At 49.8% G+C, this 13581-nt stretch carries 14 protein-coding genes and 1 pseudogene; 13 read left to right on the forward strand and 2 right to left on the reverse strand.

Annotation, left to right across the window (positions count from 1 at the left end; all coding sequences use genetic code 11):
- The first annotated feature begins 446 nt into the window (after positions 1-446).
- The 4 genes from Q2J39_RS02005 (at position 447) to Q2J39_RS02020 (ending at position 5627) form a co-directional block, all read left to right on the forward strand.
- Entirely contained in the window at positions 447-1799 is a 1353-nt protein-coding gene (locus Q2J39_RS02005) for an MATE family efflux transporter (protein WP_288339049.1), read from the forward strand.
- Positions 1800-2016: 217 nt separating this feature from the next.
- Positions 2017-2598: a hypothetical protein gene (locus Q2J39_RS02010; RefSeq protein WP_230268062.1), complete on the forward strand. Its 582-nt coding sequence runs from the start codon at positions 2017-2019 to the stop codon at positions 2596-2598.
- A 268-nt stretch (positions 2599-2866) separates the two neighbouring features.
- Positions 2867-4249 carry an MBOAT family protein gene (locus Q2J39_RS02015; protein WP_288339048.1) on the forward strand — a complete coding sequence of 461 codons (1383 nt, stop codon included), beginning with the start codon at positions 2867-2869 and terminating at the stop codon, positions 4247-4249.
- A 229-nt stretch (positions 4250-4478) separates the two neighbouring features.
- Complete coding sequence (locus tag Q2J39_RS02020; RefSeq protein WP_288339047.1) at positions 4479-5627, forward strand: hypothetical protein; 1149 nt, start codon at positions 4479-4481, stop codon at positions 5625-5627.
- A 41-nt stretch (positions 5628-5668) separates the two neighbouring features.
- Here the strand turns inward: Q2J39_RS02020 and Q2J39_RS02025 are convergent, their stop codons facing one another.
- Positions 5669-7300 carry a recombinase family protein gene (locus tag Q2J39_RS02025; protein ID WP_288820527.1) on the reverse strand — a complete coding sequence of 544 codons (1632 nt, stop codon included), beginning with the start codon at positions 7298-7300 and terminating at the stop codon, positions 5669-5671.
- 102 nt (positions 7301-7402) lie between these two features.
- On the opposite strand from Q2J39_RS02025, the gene Q2J39_RS02030 reads away from it, so the two are divergent.
- Positions 7403-7558 carry a hypothetical protein gene (locus Q2J39_RS02030; protein ID WP_288339045.1) on the forward strand — a complete coding sequence of 52 codons (156 nt, stop codon included), beginning with the start codon at positions 7403-7405 and terminating at the stop codon, positions 7556-7558.
- On the opposite strand, the gene Q2J39_RS02035 is transcribed toward Q2J39_RS02030, so the two are convergent.
- A complete protein-coding gene (locus Q2J39_RS02035; RefSeq protein WP_230268067.1) occupies positions 7555-7917 on the reverse strand; it encodes a helix-turn-helix transcriptional regulator in 363 nt (120 codons plus the stop codon). The genes Q2J39_RS02030 and Q2J39_RS02035 overlap by 4 nt on opposite strands.
- 176 nt (positions 7918-8093) lie before the next feature.
- Here Q2J39_RS02035 and Q2J39_RS02040 point away from each other — a divergent pair.
- The 8 genes and pseudogenes from Q2J39_RS02040 to Q2J39_RS02075 all read left to right on the forward strand — a co-directional run.
- Positions 8094-8441, forward strand: a pseudogene (locus Q2J39_RS02040) (phage antirepressor KilAC domain-containing protein); the annotation flags it as partial.
- Complete coding sequence (locus Q2J39_RS02045; RefSeq protein ID WP_288339044.1) at positions 8425-8655, forward strand: hypothetical protein; 231 nt, start codon at positions 8425-8427, stop codon at positions 8653-8655. The pseudogene Q2J39_RS02040 and the gene Q2J39_RS02045, both read left to right, overlap by 17 nt.
- 94 nt (positions 8656-8749) lie before the next feature.
- On the forward strand, positions 8750-9031 hold the full coding sequence (locus tag Q2J39_RS02050) for a hypothetical protein (RefSeq protein ID WP_288339043.1): 282 nt from the start codon (positions 8750-8752) through the stop codon (positions 9029-9031).
- Positions 9003-9476, forward strand: a complete 474-nt coding sequence (locus Q2J39_RS02055) for a hypothetical protein (RefSeq protein ID WP_288339042.1) — start codon at positions 9003-9005, stop codon at positions 9474-9476. The genes Q2J39_RS02050 and Q2J39_RS02055 overlap by 29 nt, the downstream gene beginning before the upstream one ends.
- Complete coding sequence (locus Q2J39_RS02060; protein WP_288339041.1) at positions 9476-10618, forward strand: DUF2800 domain-containing protein; 1143 nt, start codon at positions 9476-9478, stop codon at positions 10616-10618. Before Q2J39_RS02055 ends, Q2J39_RS02060 begins: the two co-directional genes overlap by 1 nt.
- Position 10619: 1 nt before the next feature.
- Positions 10620-11177 (forward strand): ssDNA-binding protein, encoded by a 558-nt coding sequence (locus tag Q2J39_RS02065; RefSeq protein WP_288339040.1) that lies wholly within the window; start codon positions 10620-10622, stop codon positions 11175-11177.
- Positions 11170-13179 (forward strand): DNA polymerase, encoded by a 2010-nt coding sequence (locus Q2J39_RS02070; protein ID WP_288339039.1) that lies wholly within the window; start codon positions 11170-11172, stop codon positions 13177-13179. Before Q2J39_RS02065 ends, Q2J39_RS02070 begins: the two co-directional genes overlap by 8 nt.
- Before the next feature lie 13 nt (positions 13180-13192).
- Positions 13193-13489, forward strand: a complete 297-nt coding sequence (locus Q2J39_RS02075; protein ID WP_288339038.1) for a hypothetical protein — start codon at positions 13193-13195, stop codon at positions 13487-13489.
- The last annotated feature ends 92 nt before the right edge of the window (positions 13490-13581 follow it).

Consider the following 13581-nt stretch of genomic DNA (forward strand, 5'->3'; position numbering starts at 1 on the left):
AAACTAGAAAGGCAAGGCACTGCTCACTTGTGAAGCTTAAGTGAACAGCATTGCAATTGGATGTCTAAAAAAGTATATACAAGTATATACAATATGAGATTCTTTCGACTTTAACGGCGCTGAAAGAAAGCCTGTGGCTCGGAACAGTCCAAAGGCCAAAACGGCTGGCTCATTCTTCCGGTACCTTTCAGGCTGTTGAAAAAGAAAAGCGCTCCCATTGAAAAAAGGTTTCGCTAAAGGTACATGTTCGCAATCTACGCAATGAAATCCATGAAAATATCCATAGAATAAGGATTCGAATCGCGCTAACTTTAAAAGTCGCAGATTCTTGAAGAGCCTTTTCCTGGTTACACGTTTTTTCCCGAGGGAAAACGCCGAAGGAAAATAAATGGCTCACCGGATCTGGAAGCAGCCGTTCAATCCGGCTGTCTGGTTTGGAGGTTTTCATGAATGGTGAACTTACGTGCGGGCCGCTGAAAAAAGCCTTGATTTTTTTCGCGCTTCCGCTGTTTCTTTCGCAGCTGTTTCAGACGCTGTATAACACGGCCGATACGGTCATTATCGGCTATACGCTGGGCAGTACATCGCTGGCCGCGGTCGGTTCGGTTGCTGCGCTGTTTGAATTGATTGTCGGGTTCTGTACCGGATTCAGTCAGGGCCTTGCCATTATTGGGGCACAGAAATTCGGAGCCGGCGATCTGAAGGGATTTCGTCGAGCTCTCGCTCTGTCGATTGTGCTCTCGATCCTGGTTTCCATGACGATTTCGATCCTCTTTCTGTTTGGGATGGAGTCTGTCCTTCGTCTTTTACAGACGCCGCCTGAACTGTTTGATCAGGCCAGAAAGTACATTTCGGTAATCACTTTGGGACTGATCATCACGATGCTTTACAACCTGGCGGCTGCCTTTTTGCGGGCGGCAGGGGATTCGAAAACACCGTTAGTCATTTTGCTGATTTCCTCGGTCATCAATATCGCGCTCGATTTCCAGTTTATCGTCCAGTTTCATATGGGTGTCGCCGGTACAGCCTGGGCTACGCTTTGCGCCCAGCTGATTTCGCTCATTCTCTGCGTGATCTGGGTGATCTGGAAAAAGCCGGATCTGTCTGTGCATTTTTCGGATTTCCGCTTCCGCTCGTCCATGCTTTCCAATCTGCTGAAAATGGGCTTTTCCATGGCGCTCATGTCTTCGATTGTCTCCTGCGGTACGCTCATTTTGCAGACGGGAATCAACCCGATGGGTACGCAGATCATTGCCGGTCATACGGCCGCCCGAAAGCTGATTTCGATTCTGAACCTGCCGGTTTCCTCTCTCATGATGGCTCTGTCCTCGTTTGCCGCGCAAAATGTCGGTGCCGGCGAGTACGAACGGGCGGAACAGGGAATCGCGTTTTCCAATCGACTCGGTCTGTACTACGGAATTACGCTTACCGTTCTGATCTTTCTGAGCTCCAGAACCCTGGTTCAGGCGATCAGCGGCAGTACGGATCCGGCCGTTCTCGATATTGGCAGCCTGTATCTCAATACCAATATTCCGTTTTTCTTCATTCTTGCGATCCTGCTCAATTTGCGCACTTCGCTTCAAAGCATGTCCATGACGCTGATTCCGATTCTTTCTTCGGTCATCGAACTGGCGGGGAAAATGCTCTTCACCTTCCTGGTCGTTCCGTTTACGGGCTACTACGGAATCTGCGCGGTGGAACCGTTTGTCTGGACGGTCATGGCTTTGTTTCTGAGCTATTTCTATTTACGAAACAGACTGTTCAAATCGCATGGCATTACGGCTCATATTTATCGATAAATCCAAAATCTGTCCGGCGCGTTCAGCCGGTCAGACCAAACCGGAGGGGCTTTTGACCCCGGTATAATAAAGCTGATCTCTGACCGATCAGCTTTTCTTTCGCTTTCAAAAACAATTCGAGACAAAACGGAACGAAAGCGATCAGGCAGAGTGTCCTGTATGATGGAACAGGTTCAATAAAAAGAAATTAGAAAAGGACTTTTTAAAAGGAGCTATTATGAAAATACTCAAATCATTTGTTTTAAGTTTTGCATGCCTGTGCATGGGCCTTGGCTTTGCGGGCTGCACGTCCTCGAATAACAGCGGCAGCGCTTCGGATTCGCAGAGCGTTTCCTATGCGGATGCGCAGGAAGTAATGGAAGCTGCGTGGAATGCGCAGGAAGAAGAAACCAAGCCGTCCGTCTTTGGCGGCTATGGCGAAGAGGTAACGGAAGGCATGCCGATGGCCATTTCTCTGGATGAACCGGACAGTCTGGCAGTCGCCTTCAACGTTCCGGCCACTTTGGTTGAACAGTCGCAAGACGCTTCGGCGATGATGAATTCCATGATGGCCAACGCCTTCACTGCATCCTGCTGGCAGCTGAAAAAAGAAGCTTCCATGGAAGAGCTGCGTGATCAGGTGCAGACCACGTTGCTCGATACGCAGTGGATGTGTACGTTCCCGGAAGAATACGCGATTGTGACGAAGGGACAGTTCCTTGTGGTCGTCTACGGCTACACCGATCAGGTCGATCCGTTTGTTCAGGCGCTTCGCTCCGTTTTGCCGGATGCGATGATCACCAAAGCCAATTTTGAGTAATCCGGATTTTTGCAGTGCAATTTTCGAAAGAAGCGTAACGATTCCAGAACAGGAATAGAAAGCCTGCACTTGCTGAAAAGGAAAAGAGATGTACCGACCGTCTGGGCCCTGGCTTGAACGGCCGGCTTTCGTATACAAACCTTGCGGGCGGATCAAAGGATCGAGCTGAAGGCTTCGATTCGGATCCCCTCACTAACAGATCGCATGGACTGGATTTCTGCAGCAGAGTTTGCAGGATCCAATTCGTCCGTCAGGAAAGGAGAGCGGCATGCTGTTCAGTTCAATTTTGTTTCTTGTCTGGTTTTTGCCGCTGACCTTTCTGGTCTATTTTTGCGTGCCTAAGGCTTTCCGCAATTTTGTTCTGCTTGCGGCAAGCCTTATTTTTTACGGCTGGTCTTCTCCCTGGTGGCTGCTTTTAATTGGAGCGGACTGTCTGATCGGCTATGCGTGCGGCCGGTTTATGGAAAACGGGTCTCCATCCGTTCGCCGGGCGGCTTTGATTGTCGGAATTGTTCTTTCCGGAGCGCTTCTGTTCTGGTTTAAGTACGCGATGTTCTTTTCCCGGCAGCTTTCCGCGCTGACTGGTCTGGATCTGGTCTTAAAGGGAATCGCGCTGCCGGCTGGAATCAGTTTTTATACCTTCCAGGTGATTTCCTATCTGGCGGATGTCTACACCCATAAAGCCCCCGCCCAGCATTCCTTTTTGCGCTTTGCATTATACGTCTGCATGTTCTTTCAGCTGATTGCCGGTCCGATCGTTCGCTACAGCCAGATCGAAGGCGAGCTGGAAACTCGAAGAATAGATGCAAAAAAACAGTCGGATGGGGCCCGGCGCTTTGTCTGCGGCCTTTCGAAAAAAGTGCTGATCGCCAATCCGCTCTCAGCACTCAATCAGTTTATTGTCACACAGGCCGAACCAGCCATCGCCTTGTTCTGGCTGAACGCGTTCGCTGTCTCGCTGCTGATTTATTACGATTTTTCCGGCTACAGCGACATGGCGATCGGTCTGGGGGCCATGATGGGGTTTCATCTGCCTGAAAACTTTCGCTATCCGTTTCAGGCCGGTACCATTTCTGAATTCTGGCGCCGCTGGCATATGTCTCTGACGGCCTGGTTTCGCGATTATGTGTACATTCCGCTGGGCGGAAGCCGAAAGGGGAAGGGCAGACAGTTTTTCAATTTGTTTGTCGTCTGGATGTTTACCGGTCTCTGGCACGGAGCGGCCTGGAACTTCATTTTGTGGGGACTGTTTTTCTGGGTGTGGATCAGTCTGGAAAAGTTCCTGCTGCCCGAATCCGTATTGCACACCTGGTCTTACGGGCTGCTTTGCCGCCTGGGAATTCTGATTTCGTTTTTGCTCTTTTATGCGCCGACGCTTTTTGATTTTGCTTCGCAGATCCAGGCGATGTTTGGCGCTGGCGGCCTTCCAGTATGGACCGCGCAGACCGGCTATGTTTTTCAAAACGCGTGTTTACTGATGGCGGCGGCGCTGATCGGTGCCACGTCTTTGCCGCATCGGCTTTTTGTAAAGTACCAGCCGTACCGTATCGTGCAGATTCTCTGCTGGTGTGCGGTCGCTTTCGGACTGATCTTCTGTCTGGCTTCGCTTTCTGCCGGCACATGGAATCCGTTCCTGTATTTTCAGTTCTAGAATTTTCCATTTCAGAATTTTCTGTTGGGAAAGGGAAGATGGCATGCGACATTCCATCTGGATCTGGGTTATGAGAAGGGGTGCGCCAGCTGCTCACTGAAAAACAGGATGGAGATGGATTGTCGTCCGCAAAACGGTTCTGGCGGATGGTTTGTTTCATCTGGCGGATGGTTTGTTTCATATTGTGTTTTTATAGGGCTGTAATTAGTCCGGGAAAGGAGAGCTGTCTATGAAGTTTTCGAGAAATGAAAAATCGAATCCAGAGAAAAATCGGAAACGGTCGGTTCATCCCGGCATGCCGATTGTGCTTGGCATTCTTTCCTTTTTCTGTATCGCTTCACTGATCGGTGATACTGGCTTTGCGCAGACGTACTCGCCGACGGAACGGCGAAAACTTGCTTCCTTGCCAAAAATGGATGTTGAGAACGTTCTGGATGGCAGCGGGGGCAATGCGCTCGAACGTTATACAACCGATCACGTGTTTGGACGGGAAGAACTGCTGCGAGTGAACGCTTGGATGGCCAGCGGTCTTTACGGATCGAAAGAGCAGAACGGCCTGATTGCCAAAGAGGGAAAGATTCTTTCCGTTCAGCGAAAAATCGATAAAAAATCGCTGGATCATGCCAGAGATGTTTTTTCTTCGATTTACGAAACCGATCTGAAAGATACTCAGTGCGCTCTGTACGATTCGATCGTTCCGGACAAGTCATACTTTTTGAAAACAGGGGAGTATCTGAATATGGACTACGAAGCGTACCTGGCCCAGGCACAGTCCGTGTTCTCTTTCGCCAGCGAGATCCCGATCGCTTCAACGCTTTCTCTGGACGATTACTACGCCACCGACCCGCACTGGAGACAGGAAGCCATTCTGGAACAGGCCAGAACGATCGCTACGGCTATGGGCGTAAAACTGGCGGAGGATTTTACAGAAGAGACCATTCGTGAAAATTTCACTGCGCAGCAGGGCCTCCAGAGTGTATGGCCGCACAAGGGGGATACGCTGAAGGTTTTAAAGTCGCCTTCGATGAGCGGCTGGACAATCTGGCGCTATGATGAAAAAGGAAAGCGGCAGGGGACTTTGTACGATCGGACAAAAGCAGAAGGCGAAGATCCGTATTCCGTATTTCTTTCCGGATCGGCGGGAATGATCGAGATTGAAAATCCGGATGGCCCGAAGGATCGGCAGCTGGTTCTGTTTGCGGATTCGTACGGCAGCTCCATGGCACCGCTGCTGGCTACCGGCTACAGTCGGACGACAATTATCGATTTGCGCAACCTGCCCTCGTTCCGTCTGAAGTCTATGATCGATTTTTCCAGACAGGATGTGCTGTTTCTGTATTCCACGTCCGTTCTGAACGCTTCCTACAATCTGAAATAAGGACCGATCCGATTCTGAAAGGTTCGAACACTGACTTTGCCTCAGACAAAAAGAAAACGGATCGCTGCTGGAGGCTGACTGTAAAGCGATCCGTAAAGAGGCAAGAATACAAAAAGACCTTCCTGATTCAGGAAGGCCGATTTGTTGTATATGAAATGGTGGGGGCACTGCGACATAAACTGAACCGTTCTGGCTGGCTCGTCGGAGAGTCTGTATGAAATTCGGATATAGCCGCCATTTCCATCATTTTCATCGTCGAACACTTCAACCCGTTCAACAAACGCATCGAGAAGAACTTTCTGGAAGTCGACTGGTTCAAGAGCACCGCGCATTTTCTCAAGATAGTAGACAACTTTTTCGTAAGAAATAGCGTAGCTGCTCGCCTCGATCTGAGACAGATAGTTTTGAAGATTTGCTTTTTCCTCTTCTGCTTCTTTCAGCCTGGAGACAATCGCATCAGACATTAACCCGTTCGCGATTGCATCGACCAGATTGTTAATCTTTCTGTCAGACTCCTGAATCTGCTTTTTAGCGTGCTCAGTTGCCGCATGAATATCTGACTTTTCGTATTCACTGACCACGAATCGAGCAATTTTATCAATGTACTCATCAGTCAGCATGCTGACTGCATCGTTGATAACCAGTTCTTCCAGCAGCTCTTTTCTCTCGTTTTTCTTATCGCAGTTATGAAGCTGTTTCTTACCATTGCATGAATAGTAGCGGTAGACCTTACCTCTGCGGCTTGTTCCGCTGTCTGGAGTCATTGCATAGCCACAATGACCGCAGAACACTTTTCCTTTCAGTAAAAACTCAGGTGCATCTTTCTTTGGACGTTTTCTCATAGTGGATTGATTCATCTTCAGTTTCTCCTGTACTGCCTGCCATGTCTCCATATCAACGATCGGTTCAATCGCATCCGGATCGAAGATCTCTTTGTGTTCATAGATACCGCAGTACTTCTTGTTTTTCAGGATCCGGCTTACGGATCCGGCCCTGAACGGCTTACCGCCGATGTTGCGAATTCCGCGATTATTGAGCTTAGTGGCGATTTCCCGTAAAGTCATTCCTCTCAGATAATCGGAATACATCTCCTCGATGATGTGACGCGTGTCTGGATCGGGAACGTATTTCTTGTTTTCAATCTTAATCCCCAGAGGAACCGCACCGCCTAGACACTGTCGTTTACGGGCTGATTCATCCATGCCGCGCTGTACTTTCTGAGACAGCTCGCGGCTGTAATACTCGGCCATTCCTTCGAGCAGAGATTCCATGATGATGGATTCAGGGTTATCTGAAATAGCTTCAGTGGCAGACAGTACCCTGATACCGTGCTTTTTCAGCTTGGCTTTGTAGTTTGCAAAATCGTATCGATCACGGGCGAACCGATCCAGCTTGTAGACGATAACCGCCTGAAAAGATTCCCGATCAGCGTCAGCAACCATCTGCAGAAAGTTCTTCCGCTTCTGGGTGTCATGACTGGCGCTGGCGGCTCGATCTACATACTCATCTACAATGAGAATGCCGTTCCGCTCTGCAAAAGCCTGACAGACAGTTCTCTGTCCCTCGATGCTTTGCTCAGTCTGGTTGTTCGATGAATATCGAAGATACAGGACTGCGTTCATTTTGGTTGATATAATAATCACGCCTTTCATTAGGTAGCTCACCATCGTCACGTGCAATAGCGCTGGTGAGCTTTTTTCTACACTCTATATTATATGTAAATTTTTGTTACATTCTACTGTTTGATTCTATGCGCTAAGTGTTACAATACGCATATGAAAGATAAGGATGCTCAAAAATTGCGCGAGAAATTAGTCATCAAAGTAATAATGTGTTTAAAAGATTTATCAGTTGAGCAGCTGAAAAAGGTTATTGAATATATTGATTGGTTTCGAGTTCAAAACTACGCAAAAGAAAAGGAGGAAGCTTAGGCTTCCTCTTTTTCTTTTACAAGGCCTTGTAAAAACTTTTTGATCACTTGTCTTTCCTCAGCTGGCAGTTCCATGAAGTCTCTGATGATTTTCATGTCCATTTGATCAAGATGGTATGTCGCAGCTAAGTTCTCAAGCATGTGTTCGGGTAGGGTTGTGAACATTTCACCTTCACCTGTCTCTAGCCAGCTAAGAGAAACACCGAATCGCTGGCATATGGCAGAAAGCATTTTTTTCGGTGGAGTTCTTAATCCGCTTTCCCATGTATAGAGCGTCTGGCGAGTGATTGCAAGTTCATCAGCAAGCTGATCTTGTGTTAACCCTAGCTCTTTTCTAAGAGCTTTAATGCGTTCGTTCATTATTCCCTCCTTTCGCATATATTATACGCTCTCTGATTTTGAATGTAAAAAAATCTTACATCTACATGCATTACGTTCTTGCATGTAAGAAAAATTATGGTTAATATGTAATAGCAACATACATAGGAGGAAACAGATGACAGCTAAAGAAGTAAAAGCGCCTTGAAGCGGCCAATGCAGAGATGCAGCCAAAAGCACTCTTCGCCGACGCAGTGGCGGCCAGCCACACAAGCATCCTGATCGGTGATCTGGCCAAAATCATCAAGCAGAATGGCGTTGATATGGGACAGCGCAGACTCTTTGCCTGGATGAGAGACAACGGCTATCTGATCAAGCGTAAAGGCGCTGACTGGAACAGCCCGACGCAGAGAGCCATGGAAGCTGGTCTCTTCGAAATCAAAGAAACCGCAATCCATCACAACGACGGACACGTCAGCATCAACAAGACAACGAAGGTCACTGGCAAGGGCCAGCAGTACTTCATTAACCGACTTGTAGGAGACACTCATGCGACGCAGAACTGACAGAACAAAAGCACTGACCAGAGCCGCCCACTTCCTCGGCGCAATCTTCGCCCTGTCGGCCCTGTCAATGGCCGGTCTGATCGACGGAGAGCGGATCTCTGGCGAGCCATGCAACATCTGGCTTTTCATGGCTACGTTCGCGATTGCCGTATCCAGCTACATCGGATCGATGGTGCTCAGTGACATGACGGAAAAGACCGGTGGTGACCGATGAAAAAAAGCCCTTCTGACGGCAATCAGAAGGACCAAGGCCGCTCGGCAAAGCGGCTTACAAAAAGAAACAACTCTATTTTAACGAAAGGAAAACGATGAATAAAGACACACTGCACCATTACGAAATCGCTTTGGATACAGCAAGCTTCATCCATGATCAGGCGCTTTTTGCCATTGAGATCAGAATGGGATACTTCGATATCGCAGTTGAAGAAGGAAAGATCTATCCGGATGAAGTGGACATTGACCGAATCGTCGGCCGGATCGAGAACGCATCCAAGCGGTTGGAACATATGCTTAACGAATTGAAGAGAGAGATTTTTGAAGAAGAGAAAGGGGAAGAAAGAGATGGAACTGAAAATTGTGATCAGCGCTGATGACAGTGCGCTTGAGTTCTCCAGAAATCTTGGAAAGCTCATCGGCCAGTATATTAGCCAGGCTGATATTGAAGCCGGCCTCGCTGGCAAGGTAATCACGGCAACGATCGAGCCGGACACGATGCCGTGGGAAGACGAAGTGGAAAAGGGCCGTGCCTTTGCCGATCAGGCACAGAAAGCGGCAGAAGCCAACGCCAACCAGATCATTGCGGAACACGAAGCGCAGAAAAAAGCCAAGAAGGAAGAAGCAGCCAAAGCGCCAGCCGTCCAGATTGACGTGAAGGAAATGCGGGCCAAAGCCATTGCCTTTGGAAAGGCACACGGAAATGACGCCATGAAGTTGATTCTGGCCAAGATCGGGGTGGCCAAGCTGTCAGATCTGTCTGCGGATCAGCGGATCCTGGCCGCGCAGATGATTGATGAAGCTTCACAGGGGAAAGAGTAATGCCAGAAGTTCACGCCAAAGTCACAGCGTCTGGAAGTCACAGGTGGCTTCACTGTCCAGCTTCAGTGGAACGTGAAAGCCACTTCCCTGACAGATCCAGCCCTGCGGCAGCCGAAGGGACAGAAGCACACGCCCTGGCTGAAAAGAAGCTGTGTGCATGGAAGAAGAACGGCAGGCGCCAGCGCTTCAAGCATGATGACGAAGTCATGCAGGAAGCCACTGACGGCTACCGGGACTATGTCATTGAACTGGTCAACCAGTTGAAAGAAGAAGGTGCGGATCCAGAACTGAACATTGAAGTTCAGCTGGATCTGTCCGACTGGATCCCGGAAGGATTCGGAACCAGTGACGCCTGCATTGTCAGCACAGACTGTCTTCATATCGTGGATCTGAAGTATGGCAAAGGCGTCAAAGTGGACGCGCCAGAGAATCCACAGATGCGCCTGTATGCCTTGGGTGCAGTTGCCCTATTCTGGCCGATCTACGAATTCAGCAAGGTCAAGACGCACATCTACCAGCCGCGCCTGGATCACATCAGCACGGAAGAAATCAGCGTTGAAGATCTGCTTGCGTGGGGTGAAACGGTCAAGCCAACAGCCAAAAAGGCTTTTGACGGATGCGAAGAAGCGCACAGCGGTGAATGGTGTACGTTCTGCAGATGCCGGGATGTCTGCAGGACACGGGCGCAGGAAATGTTTGAAGTCATCAAGGACCAGCCAGACAAGATGTTCATGACGCTGGAAGAAGTGGCTGCCTATTTGCCGCAACTGGACGATGCGATCAAGTGGGCCAAGGGCCTGCAGGACTACGCACTGGAAAGGGCTAGATCCGGTGAAAAGGTACCAGGCTACAAGCTTGTGGAAGGCAGATCTGTCCGGAAGGTCAAAGATCCGGGTGAACTGGCCTGCAGGCTTCAGGAAGCCGGGTATGGTCCGGATCTGATCTGGAAGCCGCTGGAACTGCAGACGCTGACCAACCTGGAAAAGCTGGTTGGCAAAAAGACCTTTGCCACAGACTACAAAGATTATCTGGAAAAGCCGAAAGGCAAACCGGTCCTTGTACCGGAATCTGACAAGCGCCCTGAATGGGTGGATCAGACGCCTGAAGAAATGTTTGGAACAACTAAAGAAAGCGAGAAATAAAATGCCAGTAACACTGAAGAACGTTAGCCTGTCCTATCCTTCCCTTTTCCACAAAGCGGAGTTCAACGGGGAAGAACAGAAGTATCAGACATCCGTGATCATCGAAAAAGACAGTCCCAACTACAAAGCCCTGAAAGCAGAGTATGACAAAGTCTGCAAAGCGGCAGTGGACAGCAAGAAGCTGACCAAGTCACAGCTGACGCCCTGGTTCAAGCCGGCGGCAGGCACCAAGGGAATTGTCACTGACTGTGAAGAAGATCCGGAAAAATTTGAAGATGACCGGTTCCTGAATGCCGTGGTGGCTACACCTAAAAACGGCAACCGGCCTGTGGTGGTAGACGGTCACAACCAGCCGATCTATGAAGATGACAATGAAATCTATGGCGGTGTGGTCTGCAACGTGAATGTCACAGTCTACGCCTACAGCAAGACATACAAAGGAATTGGCCTTCAGCTGAACGGGGTCCAGAAGGTCAAAGACGCGGATCCGTTTGGCGCGCCAAGAATGACAGCTGATGACATGTTTGGAGTCATTGACGGAGACAGCATGTATGACTAAGCAGCTGAACTTCAGAAGAACGCTGCACATTGATATTGAAACCTATTCATCCGTAGACCTGGCCAAAGCCGGCGTCTACAAATACGCGGAAAGCAGTGACTTCCAGATCCTGCTTTTCGCCTATGCCTATGATGACGATCCGGTGACTGTGCTGGATCTGACAAAGATGGAACTGCCGCCTGAAATCGTGGCAGATCTGGATGATCCAACCGTATGCAAAAAGGCACACAATGCACAGTTTGAGCGAATTTGCTTATCTGCCTATCTTCGGAATGTCTACTGTCCAGGCGACATGGAAACCAGCTGGTATCTGCCGCCTGACGCTGGATGGTACTGCACCATGGTTCACAGTTCCATGTGCGGGCTTCCTTCCAGCCTGAAGCAGGTAGGTGAAGCCCTTGGTCTATCAGAAGACAAAAAGAAACTGGCCACTGGTCAGGCGCTGATCCGGTACTTCTGCCAGCCATGCAAGGCAACCAAAGCCAATGGCGGCAGGACCAGAAACCGGCCTGATGACGATCCTGAAAAGTGGGCGGAGTTCATTGAGTACAACCGCCAGGACGTGGTCACGGAAATGGAGATTGAAAAATCTTTATGCGCCCTTTATATCATGCCGAATGAAGAACTTTTCAGGTATTGGATTGACCAGAAAATCAATGATCAGGGTGTCCGGATTGTCATGGACATGGTCCGGTCAATTCTGGACTATTCCGAAGTGCATAACCAGAAGACCAAAGACGAAGCGGCGGATCTGTCTGGAATCAATATCAGCAGTGTTGTCCAGCTGAAGGGCTGGATCAAGGAACGAACCGGTCAGGGTCTGGCAAGCCTGACCAAGGGCGTTCTGGATGATCTGATCCGGAACCAAAGGGATCCGGCAGTAAGACGTGTCCTGGAATGCCGGCAGGAAATCGGAAAAATATCCTGCAAGAAGTACAACGTGTTTGAAAATGCCGTCTGTGAAGACGGACGCGTTCACGGGATCCTGCAGTTCTATGGATCCAGAACGGGCCGATGGGCTGGCCGTCTGATCCAGCCGCAGAACCTTCCGCGGAACAGCTTTGATGACTTTGACGAAGCACGGGCGCTGGTCAAGGCCGGTGATTGGGATCTGCTGGAACTGTGTTACCCGTCCATCAATGACGTATTCAGCACGCTGATCCGCACAGCGATCATTCCAAAAGATGGCTGCGCATTTGCGGTGGCTGACTATTCAGCCATTGAAGCCAGGGTGATTGCATGGCTGGCGGACGAAAAGTGGCGCCTGGACGTCTTCCACAACGGGAAAGACATCTACTGCCAAAGTGCCAGTCAGATGTTTGGCGTCCCGGTGGAAAAACACGGAGTCAATGCGGATCTGCGGAAGAAAGGCAAAGTGGCAGAACTGGCCTGCGGATACGGCGGCGGCGTGGCCGCATTGAAAGCTTTTGGCGCTGACAAGATGGGTCTGACGGAAACTGATATGACGGACATCATAGCCAAGTGGCGGCAGTCATCCCCTAAGATCTGCCAGCTGTGGAAGACCTTTGACCGGATGGCTGAAGGCGCCATGAAAGGCCGGACGATGCAGGGGCCAAAGGGCATCACGTTCCGGATCCATGACGAAGCGCTGGAAGTCAAACTGCCTTCCGGCAGGTGCCTGATCTATCAGCATCCAAGATTCACGGAAGAACCCGGACGCGGCCAGCGCTTCACGTTTGATGGTCTGAACCAGACAACGCATAAGTGGGAACCCGTCTTCACTTGGGGCGGAAAACTCACGGAAAACATTATCCAGGCGATTGCCAGGGACTGTCTGGCCATTGCCATTGACCGGATGGCCGTAGAAGATCTTTTGCCGGTCATGCACATCCATGATGAAGTGGTGGTTGAAGTGCCAGCGGCGGATCAGAAGCACTGGCTTCACCACTTGGAAGGCATCATGGCCAGACCGATCCCGTGGGCGGAAGGTCTGGAACTGACGGCAGCCGGATTCACGGCGGCCTACTACCAGAAGGACTAGAAAGGAATTGAACATGAGAATTGCAGGATGCGAAGACATCACAGGGGAAGTTCCGGAAATGAAAAAGTACGTGTCTTTCTATCGCTGGGTGCGCCTGTATCACGAAGGCGTCATGCCAGACATTTATGACAACTGTGTCATTGGCGACATCATCAATGACGCGCTGGCGGATCCGAACTTTCCGAAGGACGGAGATCTGCGCGAATGTATCAAATACCTGAAACCGAAAATGCCAACGAAGGACGCGGAAGTGGCCTTGAAGATCATGACGGAGTTCTACCGGTACGCCATGACTGACTGGTCTGACTAGAAAGGGGTGGCACTATGCAGGACAGAAAGCTATCCATTTCTGTCTGTAAGCACAGATCTGACCTGACTTACACATACAAGAAAATAACCTGG

The organism is uncultured Allobaculum sp. (genome assembly GCF_948576815.1).
GTDB lineage: Bacteria > Bacillota_I > Bacilli_A > Erysipelotrichales > Erysipelotrichaceae > Allobaculum > Allobaculum fili.